The organism is Pseudomonas sp. S2_B10 (assembly GCF_054668425.1).
The window spans coordinates 3,080,299-3,104,684 of sequence record NZ_CP162768.1; the positions used below are offsets into that span (position 1 = coordinate 3,080,299).

At 56.9% G+C, this 24,386-nt stretch carries 16 protein-coding genes, 2 tRNA genes, 4 rRNA genes and 1 pseudogene; 10 read left to right on the forward strand and 13 right to left on the reverse strand.

Annotated elements, in window-relative coordinates; all coding sequences use genetic code 11:
* Position 1 precedes the first annotated feature (1 nt).
* From AB4O45_RS13915 to AB4O45_RS13950, 8 genes are all read right to left on the reverse strand, one after another.
* Complete coding sequence (locus AB4O45_RS13915; RefSeq protein WP_056791311.1) at positions 2–319, reverse strand: DUF2388 domain-containing protein; 318 nt, start codon at positions 317–319, stop codon at positions 2–4.
* 108 nt (positions 320–427) lie between these two features.
* Positions 428–745 carry a DUF2388 domain-containing protein gene (locus AB4O45_RS13920; RefSeq protein WP_016772298.1) on the reverse strand — a complete coding sequence of 106 codons (318 nt, stop codon included), beginning with the start codon at positions 743–745 and terminating at the stop codon, positions 428–430.
* 334 nt (positions 746–1,079) lie between these two features.
* The gene (locus AB4O45_RS13925; RefSeq protein ID WP_007911656.1) at positions 1,080–1,295 is read right to left on the reverse strand and encodes a DUF1127 domain-containing protein; all 216 of its coding nucleotides are present in this window, start codon (positions 1,293–1,295) and stop codon (positions 1,080–1,082) included.
* Between the two features lie 321 nt (positions 1,296–1,616).
* Positions 1,617–3,110, reverse strand: coding sequence for an acetyl-CoA hydrolase/transferase family protein (locus AB4O45_RS13930; protein ID WP_071173986.1), 1,494 nt, complete (start codon positions 3,108–3,110; stop codon positions 1,617–1,619).
* Positions 3,111–3,324: 214 nt separating this feature from the next.
* Complete coding sequence (locus tag AB4O45_RS13935) at positions 3,325–4,758, reverse strand: NAD(P)(+) transhydrogenase (Re/Si-specific) subunit beta (RefSeq protein ID WP_041476447.1); 1,434 nt, start codon at positions 4,756–4,758, stop codon at positions 3,325–3,327.
* Complete coding sequence (locus tag AB4O45_RS13940; RefSeq protein WP_003220416.1) at positions 4,758–5,078, reverse strand: NAD(P) transhydrogenase subunit alpha part 2; 321 nt, start codon at positions 5,076–5,078, stop codon at positions 4,758–4,760. The genes AB4O45_RS13935 and AB4O45_RS13940 overlap by 1 nt, the downstream gene beginning before the upstream one ends.
* Before the next feature lie 15 nt (positions 5,079–5,093).
* Positions 5,094–6,215: a Re/Si-specific NAD(P)(+) transhydrogenase subunit alpha gene (locus tag AB4O45_RS13945; RefSeq protein ID WP_041476446.1), complete on the reverse strand. Its 1,122-nt coding sequence runs from the start codon at positions 6,213–6,215 to the stop codon at positions 5,094–5,096.
* Positions 6,216–6,649: 434 nt separating this feature from the next.
* Positions 6,650–7,549 carry a LysR family transcriptional regulator gene (locus AB4O45_RS13950; protein ID WP_460160201.1) on the reverse strand — a complete coding sequence of 300 codons (900 nt, stop codon included), beginning with the start codon at positions 7,547–7,549 and terminating at the stop codon, positions 6,650–6,652.
* Between the two features lie 157 nt (positions 7,550–7,706).
* Here AB4O45_RS13950 and AB4O45_RS13955 point away from each other — a divergent pair, with 157 nt between their 5' ends.
* The 8 genes from AB4O45_RS13955 to rrf (AB4O45_RS13990) all read left to right on the forward strand — a co-directional run bounded on the left by AB4O45_RS13955 (position 7,707) and on the right by rrf (AB4O45_RS13990) (position 16,186).
* Positions 7,707–8,888, forward strand: a complete 1,182-nt coding sequence (locus AB4O45_RS13955) for an acyl-CoA dehydrogenase (protein ID WP_024015035.1) — start codon at positions 7,707–7,709, stop codon at positions 8,886–8,888.
* A 14-nt stretch (positions 8,889–8,902) separates the two neighbouring features.
* Complete coding sequence (locus AB4O45_RS13960; RefSeq protein WP_076564898.1) at positions 8,903–10,123, forward strand: CaiB/BaiF CoA transferase family protein; 1,221 nt, start codon at positions 8,903–8,905, stop codon at positions 10,121–10,123.
* A 629-nt stretch (positions 10,124–10,752) separates the two neighbouring features.
* Positions 10,753–12,289: ribosomal RNA gene (locus AB4O45_RS13965) — 16S ribosomal RNA — on the forward strand.
* Positions 12,290–12,370: 81 nt separating this feature from the next.
* Positions 12,371–12,447 (forward strand) — tRNA-Ile (locus AB4O45_RS13970).
* A gap of 30 nt (positions 12,448–12,477) precedes the next feature.
* Positions 12,478–12,553: transfer RNA gene (locus AB4O45_RS13975), tRNA-Ala, on the forward strand.
* Positions 12,554–12,801: 248 nt separating this feature from the next.
* A 23S ribosomal RNA gene (locus tag AB4O45_RS13980) occupies positions 12,802–15,695 on the forward strand.
* A gap of 154 nt (positions 15,696–15,849) precedes the next feature.
* Positions 15,850–15,965: ribosomal RNA gene (gene rrf, locus AB4O45_RS13985) — 5S ribosomal RNA — on the forward strand.
* A 105-nt stretch (positions 15,966–16,070) separates the two neighbouring features.
* Positions 16,071–16,186 (forward strand): 5S ribosomal RNA (gene rrf / locus AB4O45_RS13990).
* Together the 16S, 23S and 5S rRNA genes with 2 tRNA genes alongside form the textbook arrangement of a ribosomal RNA operon.
* 66 nt (positions 16,187–16,252) lie before the next feature.
* On the opposite strand, the gene AB4O45_RS13995 is transcribed toward rrf (AB4O45_RS13990), so the two are convergent.
* From AB4O45_RS13995 to AB4O45_RS14010, 4 genes are all read right to left on the reverse strand, one after another.
* Positions 16,253–17,431 carry a PepSY-associated TM helix domain-containing protein gene (locus AB4O45_RS13995; protein WP_460160202.1) on the reverse strand — a complete coding sequence of 393 codons (1,179 nt, stop codon included), beginning with the start codon at positions 17,429–17,431 and terminating at the stop codon, positions 16,253–16,255.
* 76 nt (positions 17,432–17,507) lie between these two features.
* Positions 17,508–20,009: a TonB-dependent siderophore receptor gene (locus AB4O45_RS14000; protein WP_460160203.1), complete on the reverse strand. Its 2,502-nt coding sequence runs from the start codon at positions 20,007–20,009 to the stop codon at positions 17,508–17,510.
* An 87-nt stretch (positions 20,010–20,096) separates the two neighbouring features.
* The gene (locus AB4O45_RS14005) at positions 20,097–21,098 is read right to left on the reverse strand and encodes a FecR domain-containing protein (RefSeq protein ID WP_460160204.1); all 1,002 of its coding nucleotides are present in this window, start codon (positions 21,096–21,098) and stop codon (positions 20,097–20,099) included.
* Complete coding sequence (locus AB4O45_RS14010) at positions 21,098–21,598, reverse strand: sigma-70 family RNA polymerase sigma factor (protein WP_041479723.1); 501 nt, start codon at positions 21,596–21,598, stop codon at positions 21,098–21,100. Before AB4O45_RS14010 ends, AB4O45_RS14005 begins: the two co-directional genes overlap by 1 nt.
* Before the next feature lie 311 nt (positions 21,599–21,909).
* Between AB4O45_RS14010 and AB4O45_RS14015 the strand changes: the two are divergent.
* Positions 21,910–22,935 (forward strand): annotated as a pseudogene (locus AB4O45_RS14015) (HAMP domain-containing protein); the annotation flags it as partial.
* Between the two features lie 69 nt (positions 22,936–23,004).
* Positions 23,005–23,790, forward strand: a complete 786-nt coding sequence (locus AB4O45_RS14020; RefSeq protein WP_370593577.1) for a methyl-accepting chemotaxis protein — start codon at positions 23,005–23,007, stop codon at positions 23,788–23,790.
* A gap of 127 nt (positions 23,791–23,917) precedes the next feature.
* Here the strand turns inward: AB4O45_RS14020 and AB4O45_RS14025 are convergent, their stop codons facing one another.
* Positions 23,918–24,385: an SRPBCC family protein gene (locus AB4O45_RS14025; RefSeq protein ID WP_310219489.1), complete on the reverse strand. Its 468-nt coding sequence runs from the start codon at positions 24,383–24,385 to the stop codon at positions 23,918–23,920.
* Between the last annotated feature and the right edge of the window lies 1 nt (position 24,386).

A 24,386-nucleotide genomic window follows, 5' to 3' on the forward strand; every position in this document is an offset into this window, starting at 1 on the left:
ACTATTGGACGAGAATTGCCTCTGCCAGTTCAAGGTCGCTGGCATGAAGTTTCGGCCGGGTTTTGCGCAGGTAATGCAGCGCGGACTCCAGCCGTGCGCCTCGCCATTCACCGTCACTGGCGACGAAGGCGGCCGCGTCATCATGGGCGGCGCGCAGCAGTTTACGGTCGAACGGCGCAGAAGACACCATGCTGGTGGCGTAACCGCTGACAACCGTGCCTTGGGTCGATGCATTGAAAGCATCGAAGGCGTTGGCAGACATCGCCCAGCAGGCGGTGAATAGAGTGGAAGAGATGAGCAAAGTTGGAAGAAAGCGCATGGGACTCGACAACTGTTAGCGAGCCTGAAGGCTAGCGCAAATGCCCGGGCCAGAGCCAGCGTTGAAACATCGGGACACGGCTGGCGTGTCCCGCAATACCGCAAGCGATCAGAGCGTCAGAATGGCCTGAGCCAATTGGGCATCGGTGGCATTGAGTTGTGGCGCCTGATGGCGGATGTGATCGAGCGCGCTTTCCAGCTTCACCCCACGGATATCGCCTTCGCTGGCCACGAAGCTGGCGGCATCGTCGCGGGCGGCGAGGACGATCTTGTCGTCACGGAACGAGGAGGTCACATCGGAAGTGGCGTCGGAAGTGGCTTTCAGCGCGCCGACGATCGAGTCGGTGGTCACGATGAAACTGGTAGCACTGGCGTTGGCAGCCACGGCCAGCAGGGCGGCGGCACTGAGCAGGCGAAGACGGGTCATGATGTAACTCCTTTGGATAAACCGTAGTGAGAGGTGGCTCGGTATCTGAGGAGTCAGACGCCTGTTGCGCAACGTTCGCCACGTTCTGCATGAATATTAGGCTGCCAAATCCGGTTCGCCCAGTGGTGGCTATTGATACTCCTAAAGGTTCTGCATAACTGTACTGGTGTTATTTGATGATTTCGTAAATTGTACCTGTGCTCGTTCAGTTATGCGTTTTAGAGCATTCAAGGCGATGGAACGACAAAACCCGTCGTGGTTGCCCACGACGGGTTTTGCTTGTGCAATTCGGGTTGCTGGCGGTGGGTCTGACGACCAGAGCCAGCGACGCTACTTAGCGCCAGAACGGCTTGCTCAGCTCTTCGTAGCGTTGTGCTTCGCTGATACCGGCGTCGGCCAGCAGACGCGAATCCAGACGGGCCAGTTGATGGCGGCTGGAGATGCGGCGCTGCCACAACATCAGGTTGGCAATAACGCGCAGAGGCAGGGAAGCCTGGGTGTTTACAGCTTTGTCTTCGAAGAACAGTTCGGAACTGAGTGTACGTTCCATGGTTGACATCCTTCCGCTTGTGGCGGGATCAGGTAGTGGTTTGACTGGTGCCCATGATCCTCTCGTTTGCCTAGTCTCTGTAGATACAGTTCATTTGTATTGTGAGTGAGCAGTTAACTGTTTATGGATGGTGTACGGGTCGAAATTGGGCAAACTGTACCTGTCTGCACTTGAATGGTGCATTTGAGCTCGTATCAGGGGATTGAGTAGGGCTTTGCTGTAGGAAAAGACCGGTACAGCAGTACAGTTTTTTGCGATCCTGCTTCTCGCGGGCATCCACCGATGCAAAACTGTGTTTGCCTCGGTGGTTATCTGTGTGAATCACACCGCCAGCATGCGCCCGGTTTCTTCCAGGTTCATATGCCAGCTCAGGGCTTCGCGCAGAATATGCGGGGTGTGACCGCCGATTGCACAGGCAGCGCTGAAGTAGTCATTCAGTGCCTGGCGGAAGTCCGGATGCACACAGTTGTCGATGATCACTCGCGCACGCTCCCTTGGCGCGAGGCCGCGTAAATCGGCCAGCCCGACCTCGGTCACCAGGATGTCGACGTCATGCTCGGTATGGTCGACGTGGCTGACCATCGGCACCACGCTGGAAATCGCGCCACCCTTGGCGATCGACTTGGTCACGAATACCGCCAGATGCGCATTGCGTGCGAAGTCGCCGGAACCGCCGATGCCGTTCATCATCCGCGTACCGCAGACATGGGTGGAGTTGACGTTGCCATAGATGTCGAACTCCAGCGCGGTGTTGATGCCAATGATACCCAGGCGCCGCACCACTTCCGGGTGATTGGAGATCTCCTGCGGCCGCAGAATCAGTTTGTCCTTGTACTTCTCCAGGTTGCCGAACACGTCGCTGTTGCGGCGCTCGGACAGGGTGATCGAACTGCCCGAGGCGAAGCTCAGCTTGCCGGCATCGATCAGGTCGAAAGTCGAATCCTGGAGCACTTCCGAGTACATGGTCAGGTCTTCGAACGGCGAGTCGATCAAGCCGCACATCACCGCGTTGGCGATGTTGCCGATGCCGGCCTGCAGTGGGCCAAGCTTGTTGGTCATGCGCCCGGCCGCGACTTCCTGCTTGAAGAAGGTGATCAGGTGTTCGGCAATGGCGTTGGTATCAACGTCCGGTACCGATACTGTGGACGGCGAGTCCGACTGCTGAGTGATGACAATCGCAACGATCTTCTCCGGTGGAATCGGGATCGCCGTGCTGCCGATGCGATCGTCGACTTTCACCAGCGGGATTGGCGTCCGCGTCGGGCGGTACGTCGGGATATAGATGTCGTGCAGGCCTTCGAGGTTGGCGTTGTGGGCCAGGTTGATCTCGACGATCACTTGTTTGGCGAAGATCGCGAAGCTGGCCGAGTTGCCCACCGACGTGGTCGGCACGATATGGCCTTGTTCGGTGATGGCGACTGCCTCGATGACGGCGATGTCCGGCAGCTTCAATTGCTGGTTGCGCAGTTGCTCTACGGTTTCCGAGAGATGCTGGTCAATGAACATTACTTCGCCGGCGTTAATCGCCTTGCGCAAAGTGCTGTCGACCTGAAACGGCATGCGCCGCGACAGCACGCCGGCCTCGGTCAGTTGCTTGTCGAGGTCGTTGCCCAGGCTGGCGCCAGTCATCAGGCTGATCTTCAGCGGCGTGACCTTGGCGCGCTCGGCCAGTGCGTGGGGAACGGCCTTGGCTTCGCCGGCGCGGGTGAAACCGCTCATGCCGACGGTCATGCCGTCCTCAATCAGAGCGGCAGCGTCGGCAGCGCTCATCACTTTGTCCAACAACGAAGGCAGGCGAATACGGTCACGGTACATGGATTATTATCTCGGGCAACGAGTAGCAGGATGCGCAGTCTAGTGAATTTGGCCGGCGCCTGTCCCGCTACCAAGGTCGCAAACGAGGCCTCTATTTCGCGGGTTTGCAGTAAAACACCGTTACCGGATCTGCAACAACGCGGCAAATTGTCCAGCGTCTGGCGCAAACAAAAACGCCCCGACAAGTCGGGGCGTTCGTTATTGCAACGGGTGATTACTCGACCGCTTTGACCATGTCTTCGATGACTTTCTTCGCGTCGCCGAAAACCATCATGGTCTTGTCCAGATAGAACAATTCGTTGTCCAGACCGGCATAGCCGCTGGCCATCGAGCGCTTGTTGACGATGATGGTCTTGGCCTTGAACGCTTCGAGAATCGGCATGCCGGCAATCGGTGACTTCGGATCGTTCTTCGCGGCCGGGTTGACCACGTCGTTCGCGCCGAGCACCAGCACCACGTCGGCCTGACCGAACTCGGAGTTGATGTCTTCCATCTCGAACACCTGGTCGTAAGGCACTTCGGCCTCGGCGAGCAGGACGTTCATATGCCCAGGCATCCGACCGGCCACCGGGTGGATCGCGTACTTCACAGTCACGCCGCGATGGGTCAGCTTCTCGGTCAGCTCCTTCAGCGCATGTTGTGCACGCGCTACTGCTAAGCCATAACCCGGGACGATGATCACGGTGTCGGCGTTGGTCAGCAGGAAAGTCGCGTCATCCGCCGAGCCGGATTTCACCGGGCGGGCTTCCTGCGCACCGGCAGGACCTGCATCTGCCGTATTGCCGAAACCGCCGAGCAGTACATTAAAGAAGGAGCGGTTCATCGCCTTGCACATGATGTACGAGAGAATCGCACCGCTCGAACCCACCAGCGAGCCGGCAATGATCAGCATCGAGTTGTTCAGCGAGAAACCGATGCCCGCCGCCGCCCAGCCGGAATAGCTGTTGAGCATCGACACCACCACCGGCATGTCGGCGCCGCCGATCGGGATGATGATCAGCACGCCCATCACGAACGCCAGGGCCAGCATCAGTGCGAACGCCGTAAGGTTGCCGGTGAACATGAAAGTCAGACCGAGAACCAGCGTTGCCAGACCCAGAATCGCATTGAGCTTGTGCTGGCCACTGAACTGTACCGGTGCGCCCTGGAACAGGCGGAACTTGTACTTGCCCGAGAGCTTGCCAAAGGCAATCACCGAACCGGAGAAAGTGATCGCACCGATTGCCGCACCGAGGAACAGCTCCAGACGGTTGCCCGCCGGGATCGCATCGCCCAGCTGTTTAACGATACCCAACGACTGCGGCTCAACCACTGCCGCAATGGCAATGAACACCGCCGCGAGGCCGATCATGCTGTGCATGAACGCTACCAGTTCCGGCATCTTGGTCATTTCAACGCGTTTGGCCATGATCGAACCGGCGGTGCCGCCGACCAGCAGGCCAACGATGACGTAACCGATACCGGCTGTAGCGAGCTCAGCCCCGAGCTTATAGATCAGGCCGACCGTTGTGATGATGGCCAGCGCCATGCCAAGCATGCCGAACAGGTTGCCGCGCCGCGAGGTGGTCGGGTGGGACAGGCCTTTGAGGGCCTGGATAAAGCAGATCGACGCGATCAGGTAGAGCGTCGTCACGAGATTCATGCTCATTACTTCGGCGCCTCTTCTTTTGCTTTCGGGGCTTTCTTTTTGAACATCTCAAGCATGCGGCGAGTGACCAGGAAGCCACCAAACACATTGACTGCCGCCAGTGCCACGGCCAGCGTGCCCATGGTTTTGCCCAGCGGCGTGACGGTCAGCGCAGCAGCGAGCATGGCGCCGACGATCACGATCGCCGAGATCGCGTTGGTGACTGCCATCAACGGCGTGTGCAGCGCAGGCGTAACGTTCCAGACCACGTGGTAACCGACATAAATCGCCAGCACGAAGATGATCAGGTTGTAGATACCGGGGGAGATAAGCTCTTCCATCGTCTGAATCCCTGCTTAGGCGTTTTTGCGGATGACTTGGCCGTCGCGGCACATCAGGCACGCGGCGACGATGTCGTCTTCGAGGTTGACGTCGAACTGGCCTTCCTTGGTGAACACCAGCTTGAGGAAGTCCAGCAGGTTGCGTGCGTACAGCGCCGAAGCATCGGCAGCGACTTCACCGGCGAGGTTGGTCGGACCGACGATCGTCACACCGTTTTCCACAACGACCTGATCGGCGACGGTCAGCGGACAGTTGCCACCCTGAGCGGCCGCGAGGTCGATGACCACCGAGCCCGGCTTCATCTGCGCCACGGTCTCGGCGCTGAGCAGCGTCGGCGCTTTGCGGCCCGGAATCAGCGCGGTGGTGATGACGATATCGGCCTGCTTGGCGCGCTCGTGCACAGCCTGGGCCTGACGCTGCATCCAGCTCGCCGGCATCGGCCGCGCGTAACCGCCGACACCGACGGCGCATTCGCGCTCTTCATCGGTCTCGTAAGGCACGTCGACGAACTTGGCGCCGAGGGATTCGATCTGTTCCTTCACCGCTGGACGCACGTCGGACGCTTCGATCACCGCACCCAGGCGTTTCGCTGTGGCAATCGCCTGCAAACCGGCCACGCCCGCGCCAAGAATCAGCACCCGCGCCGCTTTCACGGTACCCGCAGCAGTCATCAGCATCGGCATGAAGCGTGGGTAATAGTGAGCCGCGAGCAACACCGCTTTGTAGCCGGCGATATTCGCCTGCGACGACAACACATCAAGACTCTGCGCCCGCGAGGTGCGCGGCGCCGCTTCGAGGGCGAATGCGGTAATGCCGCATTCGGCCATCTTCGCGATGGTCTCGTTGTTGAACGGGTTGAGCATGCCCACGAGCACCGTGCCGCGCTTGATCAGCGGCAGTTCGGCATCGCTTGGCGCGACCACTTTGAGAATCAGCTCGGCGCCAAACGCGTCATTGGCGCTGCCAATGCTTGCGCCGGCCGCTTCATAGGCACTGTCGACGACACTGGCTTTGACGCCAGCGCCGCTTTGCACAGTGACCTTATGGCCTTGGCTGATCAGCTTCTTGATGGTTTCCGGGGTTGCAGCAACCCGTGTTTCACCGGTCTGGGTTTCGAGAGGAACACCAATGTGCACGTCAAATCTCCTGCGTGATCTTATTGAGTAAACCCATGCACTACGGATGGTGCGACTGGGGCGGCCGATCAGCACGATCCCGCCGAATCAGGGCGGGGCGCGGCATTTTGCAGGCGAACTTTATGCCCTTCAAGGGATTATGACGGGTGACGGAAAATTAACTACAAGTCATGCCGTGACCGAATGTCGCAGATGGCCAGTTGAACCCCTTGCAGGCCGTGCCCTGCAAGGATTCTGGCTGAATTTGAAAAAAATTCGCATCGGTGGCGTGAATAGGCAGCAATGAGTCGCCGTTAGAGGCTCAAAGCCACGTGTTTGGCAGCTTGTGGGACGTCTGTACGACTTTCGGATACAGTCTGCTCAGAAGCGACAAATAGTTATATCTGTAGGGCTTTGGTTTTTCTGACTACGAGGTTAGGTATTGCGCAAAGCCTTTATTCTTCTAGGCTGTAGCTCTGCGCCTGATTTACCAGCCAGTCACGAAATGCCTTCAGCGATGCCGATTCGACCTTTCGCTCCGGAATCATCAGGTAATAGGCCTTGATGCTGGAAAGCGCTTGAGAGTTGGCAACCACCAGACGTTTCTCTGTCAGCTCGCGCTGAATCAGAAACGGCGGAATCAGCGCAACGCCCATGTCGTGCATGGCTGCCTGGGCAAGCATCGAGAATAGCTCGTAGCGTGGACCTGTCATGTCGCGAGGGATATTCAATTGCTGCGAGTTGAACCATTGGCGCCAGGCGTAAGGTCGGGTGGTCTGCTGCAGCAGCGGTAGCTCGGCGATGGCTTGCGCTGTCAGCTGCGTGTGATCGCCGAGTAGGGCGGGGCTGCACACCGGCATCGGATTCTCGCCCATCAATCTGTGGGATTCGGTACCCGACCAATCGGCATCGCCGAAGTAGATCGCGGCATCGAATTCGGTGTCGGCAAACAGGAACGGCCGGGTGCGGTTGGTCAGGTTGACGGTCACTTCCGGGTGCTTGAGCTGGAAATCCTTGAGCCGTGGCAGCAGCCATTGCGTGCCGAAGGTCGGGACGACTGCGAGCTCGATGACGTTGGTGCCCTGCTGGCCCATTACCGAGAGGGTGTCGCGCTCCACCACATCAAGCTGAGTCGCCACCCGACGACTGTAGGAAAGACCCGCCTCGGTCAGTTTCACTCCACGTCGCGAGCGTCGGAACAGTTCCACGCTGAGGAAATCTTCCAGGCTGGCGATCTGTCGGCAAATGGCGCCTTGGGTGAGCGACAGTTCTTCAGCAGCACGGGTAAAGCTCTCATGGCGGGCGGCAGCTTCGAAACTGATCAGGGCGGCGGTGCTGGGGATCTTCCTGCGCATGTACGTCAACCTCACTAATGCGCCGCATAAAAGGCTATTCGCGACGGTACGGAGTGAGAAATTAGCACAACAGAATGCGAAATCCTCGTTTGCTCCGACGGCGAACCGCGCCTAGGATCAATGCCACGTTAATTCACCCGATTGCGAGGGCACACTCATGGGCGGTAAAGCTAGCTTCAACTGGATCGATCCCCTGCTGCTGGATCAACAGCTCACCGAAGAAGAGCGGATGATCCGCGACACCGCCGCGCAGTTCGCTCAACAGAGTCTCGCCCCGCGTGTGCTCGAAGCTTTCCGTCATGAAAAGACCGACCCGGCAATCTTCCGCGAGATGGGTGAAGTCGGCCTGCTCGGTGCGACCATTCCCGAACAATACGGTGGCAGTGGTCTGAATTACGTCAGTTATGGCCTGATTGCCCGTGAGGTCGAGCGCGTCGACTCCGGCTATCGCTCGATGATGAGCGTGCAGTCCTCGCTAGTGATGGTGCCGATCAACGAATTCGGTACCGAAGCACAGAAACAGAAGTATCTGCCGAAACTGGCTTCCGGCGAATGGATCGGTTGCTTCGGTCTGACCGAGCCGAACCACGGTTCCGATCCGGGCGCGATGATCAGCCGGGCGCGCAAGGTCGATGGCGGCTACAGCCTGACCGGCGCGAAGATGTGGATCACCAACAGCCCGATTGCTGACGTATTCGTGGTCTGGGCCAAGGACGATGCTGGCGACATCCGTGGTTTCGTTCTGGAGAAAGGCTGGAAAGGCCTGAGCGCTCCGGCGATTCACGGCAAGGTCGGCCTGCGCGCTTCCATCACCGGCGAGATCGTCATGGACAACGTCTTCGTGCCGGAAGAAAACATCTTCCCGGACGTCCGTGGTCTGAAAGGTCCGTTCACCTGCCTCAATTCCGCACGCTACGGCATTTCCTGGGGCGCACTGGGCGCGGCCGAGTTCTGCTGGCACACCGCGCGTCAATACACTCTGGATCGTCAGCAATTCGGTCGACCGTTGGCCGCGACTCAACTGGTGCAGAAGAAACTCGCCGACATGCAGACCGAGATCACTCTGGCACTGCAAGGTTGCCTGCGCTTGGGCCGGATGAAGGACGAAGGTACCGCCGCCGTTGAAATCACTTCGATCATGAAGCGCAACTCCTGCGGCAAATCGCTGGATATCGCACGGATGGCGCGCGACATGCTCGGTGGTAACGGCATCTCCGATGAGTTCGGCGTGGCCCGTCACCTGGTCAACCTTGAAGTGGTGAATACCTATGAAGGTACCCATGACGTTCACGCGCTGATCCTCGGGCGTGCGCAAACCGGTCTGCAGGCGTTCTATTAATAGGAGGGCGGACCATGGGCGCGCTGTCGCATCTACGGGTACTGGATTTATCACGAGTGCTGGCCGGGCCTTGGGCCGGACAGATCCTCGCCGACCTGGGTGCCGAGGTGATCAAGGTCGAGCGCCCGGGCAATGGTGATGACACCCGCGCCTGGGGCCCGCCCTTTCTTAAAGACGCTTACGGCGAGAACACATCGGAAGCGGCTTATTACCTCTCGGCAAACCGCAACAAGCAATCGGTGACCATCGACTTCACCCGTTCTGAAGGGCAGAAGCTGGTGCGCGACCTGGCGGCGAAGTCGGACATTCTGATTGAGAATTTCAAAGTAGGTGGTCTGGCGGCCTATGGTCTGGACTATGAGTCGCTGAAGGCGCTCAACCCGAATCTGATCTATTGCTCCATCACCGGCTTCGGCCAGACCGGCCCTTACGCCAAGCGTGCGGGGTATGACTTCATGATCCAGGGCCTCGGCGGCTTGATGAGTCTGACTGGTCGACCTGAAGGAGATGAAGGCGCTGGGCCGGTGAAAGTGGGCGTGGCGCTGACGGATATTCTTACCGGGCTGTATTCGACAGTGGCGATCCTCGCGGCATTGGCTCATCGCGATCACGACGGTGGCGGCCAGCACATCGATATGGCGTTGCTGGATGTGCAGGTCGCGTGCCTGGCCAATCAGGCGATGAACTACCTGACCACCGGCAATGCGCCGAAGCGCCTGGGCAATGCGCATCCGAATATCGTGCCTTATCAGGACTTTCCTACGGCGGATGGCGACTTCATTCTCACCGTGGGTAATGACGGGCAGTTCCGCAAGTTCGCCGAAGTCGCGGGGCAACCGCAGTGGGCGGATGACCCGCGCTTCGCGACCAACAAGCTGCGGGTGGCGAACCGCGCGGTGTTGATCCCGTTGATCCGCCAAGCTACGGTCTTCAAGACCACGGCCGAGTGGGTTGCTCAATTGGAGCAGGCGGGCGTGCCTTGTGGGCCGATCAATGATCTGTCGCAGGTATTTGAAGATCCTCAGGTGAAGGCGCGCGGTCTGGCGATAGAGCTGCCGCATGCATTGGCGGGGATGGTGCCTCAGGTGGCCAGCCCGATTCGGTTGTCGGAGACGCCCGTTGAATATCGTCATGCGCCTCCTTTATTAGGTGAGCACACATTAGAGGTTCTGCAGCGGGTGCTGGGTCTGGGGGCAGGCGCGGTGGCTATGTTGAAGAAGGAAGGCGTCCTTTAAGTCTTCTTCTATATAGAAGAAGCTCTTTTCTCATCTGATTGGATGTTTTTTAACCAATACGCAAGTTATTGAAAGAAAAGCGAAATTAACGGTTGACGGCAGATTCCAGAGGTCTATAATTCGCCCCACTTCCGGCGCAGTCGAAACGGAAAACTCCTTGAGATTCAAAGAGTTACGCAGTTTTCGACAGTGGCTTGCTTCAGATCATCGAAGCCTGGAAGGAGTTGAAAGAGCAGTGATGTGTAGCTCTTTTAACGGTTCGATCTTCTCGGTCGAAAGCGGAGAAAAGAGGTGTTGACAGCAGCGATTAACGCTGTAGAATTCGCCTCCCGCTAACGAGAGATCGGAAGCGCAAGTGGTTGAAGTTGTTGAAGAATTCTTCGAAAACTTCTGAAAATAATCACTTGACAGCAAATGAGGCTGCTGTAGAATGCGCGCCTCGGTTGAGACGAAAGATCTTAACCAACCGCTCTTTAACAACTGAATCAAGCAATTCGTGTGGGTGCTTGTGCAGTCAGACTGATAGTCAACAAGATTATCAGCATCACAAGTTACTCCGCGAGAAATCAAAGATGTAACCAACGATTGCTGAGCCAAGTTTAGGGTTTCTTAAAAACCCAAAGATGTTTGAACTGAAGAGTTTGATCATGGCTCAGATTGAACGCTGGCGGCAGGCCTAACACATGCAAGTCGAGCGGATGAAAGGAGCTTGCTCCTGGATTCAGCGGCGGACGGGTGAGTAATGCCTAGGAATCTGCCTGGTAGTGGGGGACAACGTTTCGAAAGGAACGCTAATACCGCATACGTCCTACGGGAGAAAGCAGGGGACCTTCGGGCCTTGCGCTATCAGATGAGCCTAGGTCGGATTAGCTAGTTGGTGAGGTAATGGCTCACCAAGGCGACGATCCGTAACTGGTCTGAGAGGATGATCAGTCACACTGGAACTGAGACACGGTCCAGACTCCTACGGGAGGCAGCAGTGGGGAATATTGGACAATGGGCGAAAGCCTGATCCAGCCATGCCGCGTGTGTGAAGAAGGTCTTCGGATTGTAAAGCACTTTAAGTTGGGAGGAAGGGTTGTAGATTAATACTCTGCAATTTTGACGTTACCGACAGAATAAGCACCGGCTAACTCTGTGCCAGCAGCCGCGGTAATACAGAGGGTGCAAGCGTTAATCGGAATTACTGGGCGTAAAGCGCGCGTAGGTGGTTTGTTAAGTTGGATGTGAAATCCCCGGGCTCAACCTGGGAACTGCATCCAAAACTGGCAAGCTAGAGTATGGTAGAGGGTGGTGGAATTTCCTGTGTAGCGGTGAAATGCGTAGATATAGGAAGGAACACCAGTGGCGAAGGCGACCACCTGGACTGATACTGACACTGAGGTGCGAAAGCGTGGGGAGCAAACAGGATTAGATACCCTGGTAGTCCACGCCGTAAACGATGTCAACTAGCCGTTGGGAGCCTTGAGCTCTTAGTGGCGCAGCTAACGCATTAAGTTGACCGCCTGGGGAGTACGGCCGCAAGGTTAAAACTCAAATGAATTGACGGGGGCCCGCACAAGCGGTGGAGCATGTGGTTTAATTCGAAGCAACGCGAAGAACCTTACCAGGCCTTGACATCCAATGAACTTTCCAGAGATGGATTGGTGCCTTCGGGAACATTGAGACAGGTGCTGCATGGCTGTCGTCAGCTCGTGTCGTGAGATGTTGGGTTAAGTCCCGTAACGAGCGCAACCCTTGTCCTTAGTTACCAGCACGTAATGGTGGGCACTCTAAGGAGACTGCCGGTGACAAACCGGAGGAAGGTGGGGATGACGTCAAGTCATCATGGCCCTTACGGCCTGGGCTACACACGTGCTACAATGGTCGGTACAAAGGGTTGCCAAGCCGCGAGGTGGAGCTAATCCCATAAAACCGATCGTAGTCCGGATCGCAGTCTGCAACTCGACTGCGTGAAGTCGGAATCGCTAGTAATCGCGAATCAGAATGTCGCGGTGAATACGTTCCCGGGCCTTGTACACACCGCCCGTCACACCATGGGAGTGGGTTGCACCAGAAGTAGCTAGTCTAACCTTCGGGAGGACGGTTACCACGGTGTGATTCATGACTGGGGTGAAGTCGTAACAAGGTAGCCGTAGGGGAACCTGCGGCTGGATCACCTCCTTAATCGACGACATCAGCTGCTGCATGAGCTCCCACACGAATTGCTTGATTCATTGAAGAAGACGATAGAAGCAGCCCGAAATTGGGTCTGTAGCTCAGTTGGTTAGAGCGCACCCCTGATAAGGGTGAGGTCGGCAGTTCGAATCTGCCCAGACCCACCAATTTTGTGTGGGAAACGCCTGTAGAAATACGGGGCCATAGCTCAGCTGGGAGAGCGCCTGCCTTGCACGCAGGAGGTCAGCGGTTCGATCCCGCTTGGCTCCACCACTACTGCTTCTGAAGTTTGAAAGCTTAGAAATGAGCATTCCACCGGTACGGTGATGAATATTGATTTCTAGTCTTTTGATTAGATCGTTCTTTAAAAATTTGGGTATGTGATAGAAAGATAGACTGAACGTTACTTTCACTGGTAACGGATCAGGCTAAGGTAAAATTTGTGAGTTCTCTTAGTTGAGAAATTCGAATTTTCGGCGAATGTCGTCTTCACAGTATAACCAGATTGCTTGGGGTTATATGGTCAAGTGAAGAAGCGCATACGGTGGATGCCTTGGCAGTCAGAGGCGATGAAAGACGTGGTAGCCTGCGAAAAGCTTCGGGGAGTCGGCAAACAGACTTTGATCCGGAGATGTCTGAATGGGGGAACCCAGCCATCATAAGATGGTTATCTTGTACTGAATACATAGGTGCAAGAGGCGAACCAGGGGAACTGAAACATCTAAGTACCCTGAGGAAAAGAAATCAACCGAGATTCCCTTAGTAGTGGCGAGCGAACGGGGACTAGCCCTTAAGTGGCTTTGAGATTAGCGGAACGCTCTGGAAAGTGCGGCCATAGTGGGTGATAGCCCTGTACGCGAAAATCTCTTAGTCATGAAATCGAGTAGGACGGAGCACGAGAAACTTTGTCTGAATATGGGGGGACCATCCTCCAAGGCTAAATACTACTGACTGACCGATAGTGAACTAGTACCGTGAGGGAAAGGCGAAAAGAACCCCGGAGAGGGGAGTGAAATAGATCCTGAAACCGTATGCGTACAAGCAGTGGGAGCAGACTTTGTTCTGTGACTGCGTACCTTTTGTATAATGGGTCAGCGACTTATTTTCAGTGGCGAGCTTAACCGAATAGGGGAGGCGTAGCGAAAGCGAGTCTTAATAGGGCGTCTAGTCGCTGGGAATAGACCCGAAACCGGGCGATCTATCCATGGGCAGGTTGAAGGTTAGGTAACACTGACTGGAGGACCGAACCGACTACCGTTGAAAAGTTAGCGGATGACCTGTGGATCGGAGTGAAAGGCTAATCAAGCTCGGAGATAGCTGGTTCTCCTCGAAAGCTATTTAGGTAGCGCCTCATGTATCACTGTAGGGGGTAGAGCACTGTTTCGGCTAGGGGGTCATCCCGACTTACCAAACCGATGCAAACTCCGAATACCTACAAGTGCCGAGCATGGGAGACACACGGCGGGTGCTAACGTCCGTCGTGAAAAGGGAAACAACCCAGACCGTCAGCTAAGGTCCCAAAGTTATGGTTAAGTGGGAAACGATGTGGGAAGGCTTAGACAGCTAGGAGGTTGGCTTAGAAGCAGCCACCCTTTAAAGAAAGCGTAATAGCTCACTAGTCGAGTCGGCCTGCGCGGAAGATGTAACGGGGCTCAAACCATACACCGAAGCTACGGGTATCACCTTCGGGTGATGCGGTAGAGGAGCGTTCTGTAAGCCTGTGAAGGTGAGTTGAGAAGCTTGCTGGAGGTATCAGAAGTGCGAATGCTGACATGAGTAACGACAATGGGTGTGAAAAACACCCACGCCGAAAGACCAAGGTTTCCTGCGCAACGTTAATCGACGCAGGGTTAGTCGGTCCCTAAGGCGAGGCTGAAAAGCGTAGTCGATGGAAAACAGGTTAATATTCCTGTACTTCTGGTTATTGCGATGGAGGGACGGAGAAGGCTAGGCCAGCTTGGCGTTGGTTGTCCAAGTTTAAGGTGGTAGGCTGAGATCTTAGGTAAATCCGGGATCTTAAGGCCGAGAGCTGATGACGAGTGTTCTTTTAGAACACGAAGTGGTTGATGCCATGCTTCCAAGAAAAGCTTCTAAGCTTCAGGTAACCAGGAACCGTACCCCAAACCGACACAGGTGGTTGGGTAGAGAATACCAAGGCGCTTGAGAGAACTCGGGTGAAGGAACTAGGCAAAATGGCACCGTAACTTCGGGAGAAGGTGCGCCGGTGAGGGTGAAGGACTTGCTCCGTAAGCTCATGCCGGTCGAAGATACCAGGCCGCTGCGACTGTTTATTAAAAACACAGCACTCTGCAAACACGAAAGTGGACGTATAGGGTGTGACGCCTGCCCGGTGCCGGAAGGTTAATTGATGGGGTTAGCTAACGCGAAGCTCTTGATCGAAGCCCCGGTAAACGGCGGCCGTAACTATAACGGTCCTAAGGTAGCGAAATTCCTTGTCGGGTAAGTTCCGACCTGCACGAATGGCGTAACGATGGCGGCGCTGTCTCCACCCGAGACTCAGTGAAATTGAAATCGCTGTGAAGATGCAGTGTATCCGCGGCTAGACGGAAAGACCCCGTGAACCTTTACTATAGCTTTGCACTGGACTTTGAATTTGCTTGTGTAGGATAGGTGGGAGGCTTTGAAGCGTGGACGCCAGTTCGCGTGGAGCCATCCTTGAAATACCACCCTGGCAACTTTGAGGTTCTAACTCAGGTCCGTTATCCGGATCGAGGACAGTGTATGGTGGGTAGTTTGACTGGGGCGGTCTCCTCCTAAAGAGTAACGGAGGAGTACGAAGGTGCGCTCAGACCGGTCGGAAATCGGTCGTAGAGTATAAAGGCAAAAGCGCGCTTGACTGCGAGACAGACACGTCGAGCAGGTACGAAAGTAGGTCTTAGTGATCCGGTGGTTCTGTATGGAAGGGCCATCGCTCAACGGATAAAAGGTACTCCGGGGATAACAGGCTGATACCGCCCAAGAGTTCATATCGACGGCGGTGTTTGGCACCTCGATGTCGGCTCATCACATCCTGGGGCTGAAGCCGGTCCCAAGGGTATGGCTGTTCGCCATTTAAAGTGGTACGCGAGCTGGGTTTAGAACGTCGTGAGACAGTTCGGTCCCTATCTGCCGTGGACGTTTGAGATTTGAGAGGGGCTGCTCCTAGTACGAGAGGACCGGAGTGGACGAACCTCTGGTGTTCCGGTTGTCACGCCAGTGGCATTGCCGGGTAGCTATGTTCGGGAAAGATAACCGCTGAAAGCATCTAAGCGGGAAACTTGCCTCAAGATGAGATCTCACTGGAACCTTGAGTTCCCTGAAGGGCCGTCGAAGACTACGACGTTGATAGGTTGGGTGTGTAAGCGCTGTGAGGCGTTGAGCTAACCAATACTAATTGCCCGTGAGGCTTGACCATATAACACCCAAGCAATTTGCTGACCTGAAAAGGCACCAGATTGCGGTGTGTGAAGACGAAACGAACCGAAAGTTCGAAATTCACAAAAACCTAGCTGTCACATACCCAATTTGCTGAAGCGAGGCCATCCGGTCCCGAGTCAGTACCCGAATTTCTTGACGACCATAGAGCGTTGGAACCACCTGATCCCATCCCGAACTCAGCAGTGAAACGATGCATCGCCGATGGTAGTGTGGGGTTTCCCCATGTGAGAGTAGGTCATCGTCAAGATTAAATTCCGAAACCCCAATTGCGAAAGCAGTTGGGGTTTTGTTTTAGTAGAAGTTCCTGTTTTTGCTGGCTTGTTACCGTGTTGACGGGCCAGATAAAGAATTTCTTGACGACCATAGAACATTGGAACCACCTGATCCCATCCCGAACTCAGAAGTGAAACGATGTATCGCCGATGGTAGTGTGGGGTTTCCCCATGTGAGAGTAGGTCATCGTCAAGATTGAATTCCGAAACCCCTGTCTGCTAACGCAGACAGGGGTTTTGTCATTAAAACGTGTACGAAAGATCATGCCGTTCTGCGAGTCTTGCTGTTGCGTCTTGCCTGCCACTTGCGCCACCAGATATAAACCCCCGTCCCTGACAACCCCGCAATCAACACACCCAGTACCGCGATCATTACCTGCCCTGTTACCCCGATGATCCGTCCCCCATGTATGGGCAACTGGAGTCGATAGAACTGCTCTCCGAGCGTGCCCTGTCCCGCGATCTCCTGTCCCAATAATCGGCCATCGGTACCGTGAAAGAACAACCAGGATTTACCGTGAGCGTCCGTATCGTGCTGTCCAAATCCTGCGCCGTAGAAGTTGTACTCAAAGCTGTAATACAACTCGCCGATCGCGGCCGTCAGTCCTAATCGTTCCCCTTCCTGCAATGCCCTTTCGTACGCCTGTTGATAACTCAACTGTGTCGTCCCCAGTTGATTGGCGGGCATTCGTCCTCTGGCTTCATAAACGCTCGGCTCGATGGGCGAAAACAACGAAACCGCAGGCTTGAACACCTGGCTCGGCAAGTTCATCGCCACGCTGCTGACGGCGATCGGTAACAGCAGCAGCCACAACCACAATCCTCCGGCGCGATGCAGATCGAAGTTCAAGCGGTAGGCATGCCCGCCTTTGACCTTCCACGCAGTCGCCCACTTCTTCCAGAAGGGCTTGCCGCGCGGCAAGGTCAGGAACAATGCGACAAAGCAGTCGATCACCCACGCGATCGCCACCCCACCCATCAACAGCAATCCCCAGTTACCGGGCAATGTCAGGTTGTAATGAAACTCCAGAATGAACGGGATGAAGTTCTCTCGTTGAAAACAGCATTCACCCCAGTAGCGCGCGCCTTTTTGCTCCGCGCTGATCGGGTCCAGATAGAACACCTGATTGCGCTCATCGAACGGCTGGCCCGTCGCCGGATCTTTACGCGGAACGGCCGCCAGCAGCGCCGTATGCCCCGCCTCCTGCGGATACTCCATGTACCAGACTTGCAGTTTCGGATGTGCAGTTTGCACCGCCTCTACCAACGCGCCGGGCGGCAGGCGCTCACCCACTGACGTCGCTTTATAGAATTGCGGATTCAGCCATTCATCCAGTTCATGATTGAACGCCAGCACACTGCCTGTAAGGCCCGCCAGCAATAGAAACACCGCAATGGCCAGGCCGATATATCGATGCAATAAAACCAGAAACGCACGCATACAGAACACCCCCGAAGAAACGACAAAGCCAGCCCCTGATATCAGGGGCTGGCTTTTTTATGCACAGGACACGGCTTTAGAACTGATAGCTGACGGTCGCCGCTACGTTGCGTTCTTCGCCCATGTAGCAGAAGTTCAGACTGGCGCAGGACGCGACATAGGATTCATTGGTCAGGTTGTTCGCATTGAGCCGTACATCCACTCCTTTCAAGCCGACCTTGCCCAAGTCATAACCAATCGAGGCATCGAACAGCGTGTAAGACGGCACCTTCATTGTGTTCTCCGCATCGGCCCAGCTGTAGCCGACATAGCGCACCCCACCACCCAGGCGAAGACCATCAAGTGCGGCGCTGTCGAATTTGTAGTCAGCCCATAGCGAGGCCATGTGGCGCGGCGCTTGAGTCGGCGAGTTGCCCTTGTTCTCGATGACATCGGTCGGCGTGCTCAAGGTGCTGATCATCGATTTGGAATATTCGATGTCGGTGAAGGTGTAACTGCCGAGCACTTTCAAGTTATCGGTCAGTTGCATGTGCGCTTCCAGCTCCAGACCTTGCGAGCGTACGGCACCGACCGCGCGATAGAAGTTTTCCTGCGGCAGTTTGGTCGCGAGGTTTTCCTGGTCGATGCGGAACAGCGAGGCGGTGAACAGGTTATCGGTGCCCGGCGGCTGATACTTCAAACCGACTTCCCACTGTGTGCCATCGGTAGGGGCGAGTGGATTACCGGCGCTGTCGGCATAGGAGTTCGGGTTAAACGACTCGGAGTAGCTGATGTATGGCGCCAGACCGTTATCGAACAGGTATAACGCGCCGGCGCGGCCAGTGAGTTTCGTGCGCCGATCATTGATTTCTGTACCAACCGGACGCCCCGCTTCGGCGATGCGGTTTTCATCGGATGTCTCGACCCAGTCCTGACGCAGGCCCAGCGAGAAGCGCCACTTGTCCATCTCGATCAGGTCTTGCAGGTACACACCGGTCTGTTCGAGGCGACGCAGATAGCTGGTGTCGCCGTACATTTCGATCGCCGAGTTGCCGTATACCGGATTGAACGCATTGATCGGCGCCAGCCCACCACTGGTCCAGTCGACCACGGTTTTGCGCCGTTGATAATCCGCGCCCATCAGGACTGTGTGCTTGGTCGCGCCGGTGAAGAATTCGGCCTGCAGCATGTTGTCGACGATAAACGCATGCAGGCGCTCATCACCGCCGGTGTAATAACGGTTCAGTTCATTGCTGGTCGGAGTGGTCCAGCCATAGGCGTAGACCTGATCCATGTTCACTTTGGAATCGAGATAGCGGAAGTTCTGCCGGGCGGTGAAGACATCGTTGAAGCGATGTTCGAACTGATAGCCAAACGACTGCTGGTCACGGGAGTAGCCATCGATCCCCGGCTCGCCCTCGAAGAAGCGCGGCGAGATGCGCTCGCCATTGCGCTGATGGACTGTGCCGTCCGCCGGAACGCCGCCGTGATAGCCGCCGTCCGGATCGTGCTGCAGATAGGCTTGCAGAGTCAGCGAGGTGTCTTCGCTGAAATCGACGCTCAGCGTCGGCGCAAGGGCGAAGCGTTTTTCCTTGTTATGGTCGAATTGCGTGTCGGACTGATCGCTTAGTCCGGTCAGACGATAGGCAATGCGCTTGTCGTCATCGACCGGACCGCTGAAGTCAAAACCAACCCCACGCTGGCCTTGCGTCCCCACTGTCGCCTGCACCTGATGGTAGGCCTCATACAACGGCTTTTTGCTGGTCAGCGCGACCAGACCGCCGGGCGAGCTACGGCCGTACAGCACGGACGACGGGCCTTTGAGAATGTCCACACGCTCAAGGAAATACGGATCGACCTGCATGGTGCTGTAGGTGCCGCTGTCGCCCATCGACTTGAGGCCGTCGAGGTAGATGTTGTCCACCGAGCCGTCGTTGAAACCGCGCATCGCCACGTAGTCGTAACGGTGCGTAGCGCCATACGGGTTGGTCAGCACGCCCGGGGCGTAGCGCATCGCTTGCGAGACGGTCTGCGAGCCTTGGTCATCCATTTGCTCGCGCGTGACCACCGATACGCTTTGCGAGGTTTCCAGCAATGCGGTACTGGTCTTGGTGGCGATCTGGCTGTGCGTGGCGTTGTAGCCGGCCATGCTGCCCAGCGCGTTGCCGAGGGCAAAACCTTTGATATCAGTGGTCGGCAAGGCCAGAGCTTCGCTTTCAGCGAGTGGGCGCAGAATGTAGCTGCTGCCGTCCTGGCTGACGGCTTCCAACCCTGAGCTGCCGAGCAAATGGCTCAAGGTCTGGTCGGTCGAATATTCACCCTGCACGCCGGGTGATTGCTGACCTTGAGTCTGTTGCGGTGTCATCGCCAGGGTGATACCGGCCTGCCGGGCAAACTGATTCAACGCCTCGCCCAATGGCCCGGCAGCAATGTTGTAGCGGTGGCTGATCTCGGTGCCGGTGTTGGCGGCCAGACTCAGGCTCGGTAACACGCTGACGCCCAGCGCGGTGGTCAGCAGTGCCGCCCGAACCGCATGGCGCAGCAGTGTCGATTCTGCAGTGAAATTCAGAGGGTTCTTACAAGTGGCGCGGACAGTCATTGTGGATTTCCGTAGGCAGTCGCGGGGGCTGAGTTGAAGTGCTTACTGACTAAGCCGGACTGCCTGCGAAAACCCGCCAAAAAATGTTCAGACCGCACGCTCCAGAGTCACCCACCAGCGGGTGCGATAACGCAATTGCACCGGCAGCGTCTGCGGCAGGACCGCCAGCAGCCTGTCGGTGTCCTCCAGACGGAACACCCCAGAGAGGCGCAAGTCTGCGATATCCGCCGCGCAACTCAGAAACCCCGGGCGATAACGGGCGACTTCAGCAAGAAAATCACCCAGGCGCATATTGCGCGTGACGATCAAACCGTCGAGCCAGGCGCCCGCATCCATATCCGGCGTCGGCGCTGCGCGCAAACCGCTTTGGTCGACCAGAAAACTTTGCCCGGCGAGCGCTTCGAGGGAATGACCGCCAGCGCGAACCAACACTCGGCCGCGGGTAACGCTGAGCCGCGTGCACTGATCGTCCTGACGCAAAATGAAACGCCCATCGACCGGCGCATAACTGCCGTGGCGATTCTGTACGCGCAGCGGTCGATCGGATGCCGCGCCTTCGTCAGAGCCGCCGCAGGTAACGATGATCTCGCCACGGGTCAGTTTGATCAGGCGCTGCTGCGCGGTGTAATCCAGGTCCACGGCGCTGGCCGTGTTGAGTTCGATCCGCGTGCCGTCGGGCAACTGGAAACCGCGCCGTTCGCCGGTCGCGGTCGCGTAGTCGGCGCTCCATTGCTGCCAAGGGGCGCTGTCCTTGGCCAGCCACGCGGCGGAGCCCATCAACAGCGCGCCCGACAACAACTTCAAGGCCTGGCGTCGGCCCAGCCCCTGCGCACTGTTTTCCAAGGTATTGAAAGCGACCTGCGCACCCGGCACGGCGCGCAGACTGGAGCTCAATTCGGCTTGCAGCGACTGTACCCGCTGCCAGGCGATTTCATGTTCGTGATGCTCGGCGCGCCACTGCTCGCATTGGCGAGTCAGCCGCGAATTGCCGTGGTTGTTGCGCAGCCGCAGTAGCCAGTGAATCGCTTGCTTGACCACCTGTTGGCGCGGTTCGACGCGGCGAGCGAGTGAGAGGTTATCCACAGGCATCAGCTTTCATACCGCAACACATAGCAGTGATATAGCGCGTCGGCGACGTAGCGTTCCACTGAACGTACCGACACGCCCAACTGCTCGGCGATCTGTTTGTGAGTCAAACCTTCGCACTGCGCCAGGAGAAACGCCTGACGCACTTTCGGCTTCAACCCCTCAAGCATGCGCGCAATGCTTTCCAGCAGTTCCAGCACCAACGCGCGCGATTCGGCGTCAGGTACTTCGCCTTCAGGCAAATGAGCAATGGTTTCCAGATAGGCCCGCTCGATTTCCTCGCGACGCCAATGATCGATCACCAGGCCGCGCGCGATGGTCCGCAGGAAAGCGCGAGGCGCTTTCAGTTCGAGGCGTTCAGTACGTTGCAGCAGGCGCAGGAAAGTGTCCTGAGCCAGATCGGCGGCATCCGCTGCGTTGCCCAGCCGCGCGCGCAACCAGGCATTGAGCCAGCCGTGATGACTACCGTAAAGCGCCTGTACGACCAACTCAGGTGAAGACATGACACGCCAGCCCGAACGTCACAAATGATAATTAGTCGCATTGTCATCAAGGGTTACAGATTTTGCAACCGTCGTCCCTATGGCGGTTGTGAAAAATTCCCTCGCAGCCGCTCTGGCACGCCGTTCGGCGGGAATCCTGTCCTAAAACCGTCCATTTCTCACGCGGCCCTAAGATTTCTCCGCCGTTGGCCGACAGACTGGTGAGAAATGCGTGCACCAAAGTAGAGCGGCCAGAAGAACGCTGCCTGCGCTGTACATGGAATGTTGCAACCGGAACGCATCCCCACTTTTGGCATAAGAAGTCCCATGAAATGAATCTCAAGTTCAGCCATAAAATCCTCCTGGCCGCTTCGGGCGTCGTCGTCCTGGCGTTCGCGCTGTTCACGCTCTACAACGATTACTTGCAGCGAAACACCATTCGCCAGAATCTGCAGTCCTCTGTGCAGCAGGCCGGTGACCTCACCGCCAGCAGCGTGCAGAACTGGATGAGCGGACGGATTCTGGTGCTGGAAAACCTCGCGCAGAACGTTGCCCATCAAGGCAGGAATGCCGACTTGCCGGGCCTTGTCGATCAACCGGCCTTCACTTCGAATTTCCAGTTCACTTATGTCGGGCAGGCCAACGGTGTCTTCACCCAGCGTCCCGATGCGAAGATGCCGGACGGTTACGATCCGCGTCAGCGGCCTTGGTACAAGCAGGCAGTAGCCGCCGACAAAACCATGCTGACGCCGCCGTACATGGCGGCAGTCGGCGGCTTGGTGGTGACCATCGCCATGCCGGTGAAGAAGGACGGCGAACTGCTCGGTGTGGTCGGCGGTGACCTGAGCCTGGAAACCCTGGTGAAGATCATCAACTCGGTGGACTTCGGTGGCCTCGGCCATGCGTTTCTGGTCAGTGCTGACGGTCAGGTGATCGTCAGCCCGGACAAAGATCAGGTAATGAAAAACCTCAAGGACATCTACCCGAACACCAGCGTGCGCATCGAGAAGGGCAACCAGAATGTCGTGCTCAACGGTCAGGAGCGCATTCTCTCGTTCACCCCGGTCAGCGATCTGCCGAATGCGCAGTGGTACATCGGTCTGTCGATCGATCGCGATAAGGCCTACGCCGCACTCAGCCAATTCCGCACTTCGGCGTTGATCGCCATGTTTGTCGCGGTCGCGGCGATTGCTTTGCTGCTGAGCCTGTTGATCAACGTGTTGATGCGTCCGCTGACCACCATGGGCCGCGCGATGAAAGACATTGCCCAGGGCGAGGGCGATCTGACCCGGCGTCTGGTGGTCGAGAGCAAAGACGAGTTCGGTGAACTGGGCAGCGCGTTTAACCAGTTCGTTGAACGGATTCACGCATCGATTTCCGAAGTGTCGTCGGCGACTCGTCACGTTCACGACTTGTCGCAACGGGTGATGGCGTCGTCCAACGCTTCGATCGTCGGTTCCGACGAGCAAAGTGCGCGCACCAACAGCGTCGCGGCGGCGATCAATCAGCTGGGCGCCGCTACTCAGGAGATCGCGCGCAACGCGGCGGATGCTTCGCAGCACGCCAGTGGCGCCAGCGAGCAAGCTGACGACGGTCGTCAGGTGGTCGAGCAAACCATTCAGGCGATGACCGAGCTGTCGCAGAAAATCAGCCTGTCGTGCACACAGATCGAAACCCTGAACGCCAGCACCGACAACATTGGCCACATTCTCGATGTGATCAAAGGCATCTCGCAGCAGACCAACCTGCTGGCGCTCAATGCTGCCATCGAAGCCGCACGTGCCGGTGAAGCCGGGCGCGGTTTTGCCGTGGTCGCCGATGAGGTGCGCAACCTTGCGCATCGCACCCAGGAATCGGCGGAAGAGATCCACAAGATGATCACCTCGCTGCAGGTCGGCTCGCGTGAGGCGGTGAGCACGATGAACGCCAGTCAGGCGTCCAGCGAGCAAAGCGTGGAAGTGGCGAATCAGGCCGGTCTGCGTCTGGTCAGCGTGACTCAGCGTATCGGCGAAATCGACGGTATGAACCAGTCGGTGGCAGCTGCGACTGAAGAGCAGACTGCGGTGGTGGAAACTCTCAACGTCGACGTCAACCAGATCAACCTGTTGAACCAGCAGAGCGTGGCCAACCTCAACGAAACGTTGAAGGATTGTGATGCGTTGTCGCAGCAGGCGAACCGGTTGAAGCAGTTGGTCGACAGCTTCAAGATCTGATTCACAGATCGCAGACCGCGTTATCGTTCTTCGCGAGCAGGCTCGCTCCCACAGGGAAAATGCATTCCAAATGTGGGAGCGAGCCTGCTCGCGAAAGCGGCGGTTCAATCACCGCCAAACCGATGCCTTAAACAAACAACTTCAAGACATTGCCCATCGCATCATCGGCAAACCCCTGCACGAAATCCCTGAATCCCGGCAACGCCTCTTCTCCGCCGGAAGCTGGTTCAGCAATGATCGTCCAGGTCGCTCGCGACTTCCCTTCGCTCAGCGATTCCACCTGCATTGCCGCCCACAGATTCGCCACCCCCAGGGTGTTGTAAATCGTCGTCCAGGTCATGCGCTGTGCCTGTTCATCGCGCGAGTTGAGTTGTTCGACCACGACGTTGCCGTCCTTGAAGATTTTCTTGCGCAGCGAAGACACGCCCTCGCCGGTCATTTCGGTGTGCGACAGCGCCGGAATGAATCGTTCGAAGCCAGCGAAATCGCCAACGATCGCCCAGACTTTTGCCGCGTCCGCCGGCACTTCCACCGACGACACAACGTGGCAGCCTTGCGGGTTTTTGATCAGGGTGTCGGGTTGCAGATTGCTCATG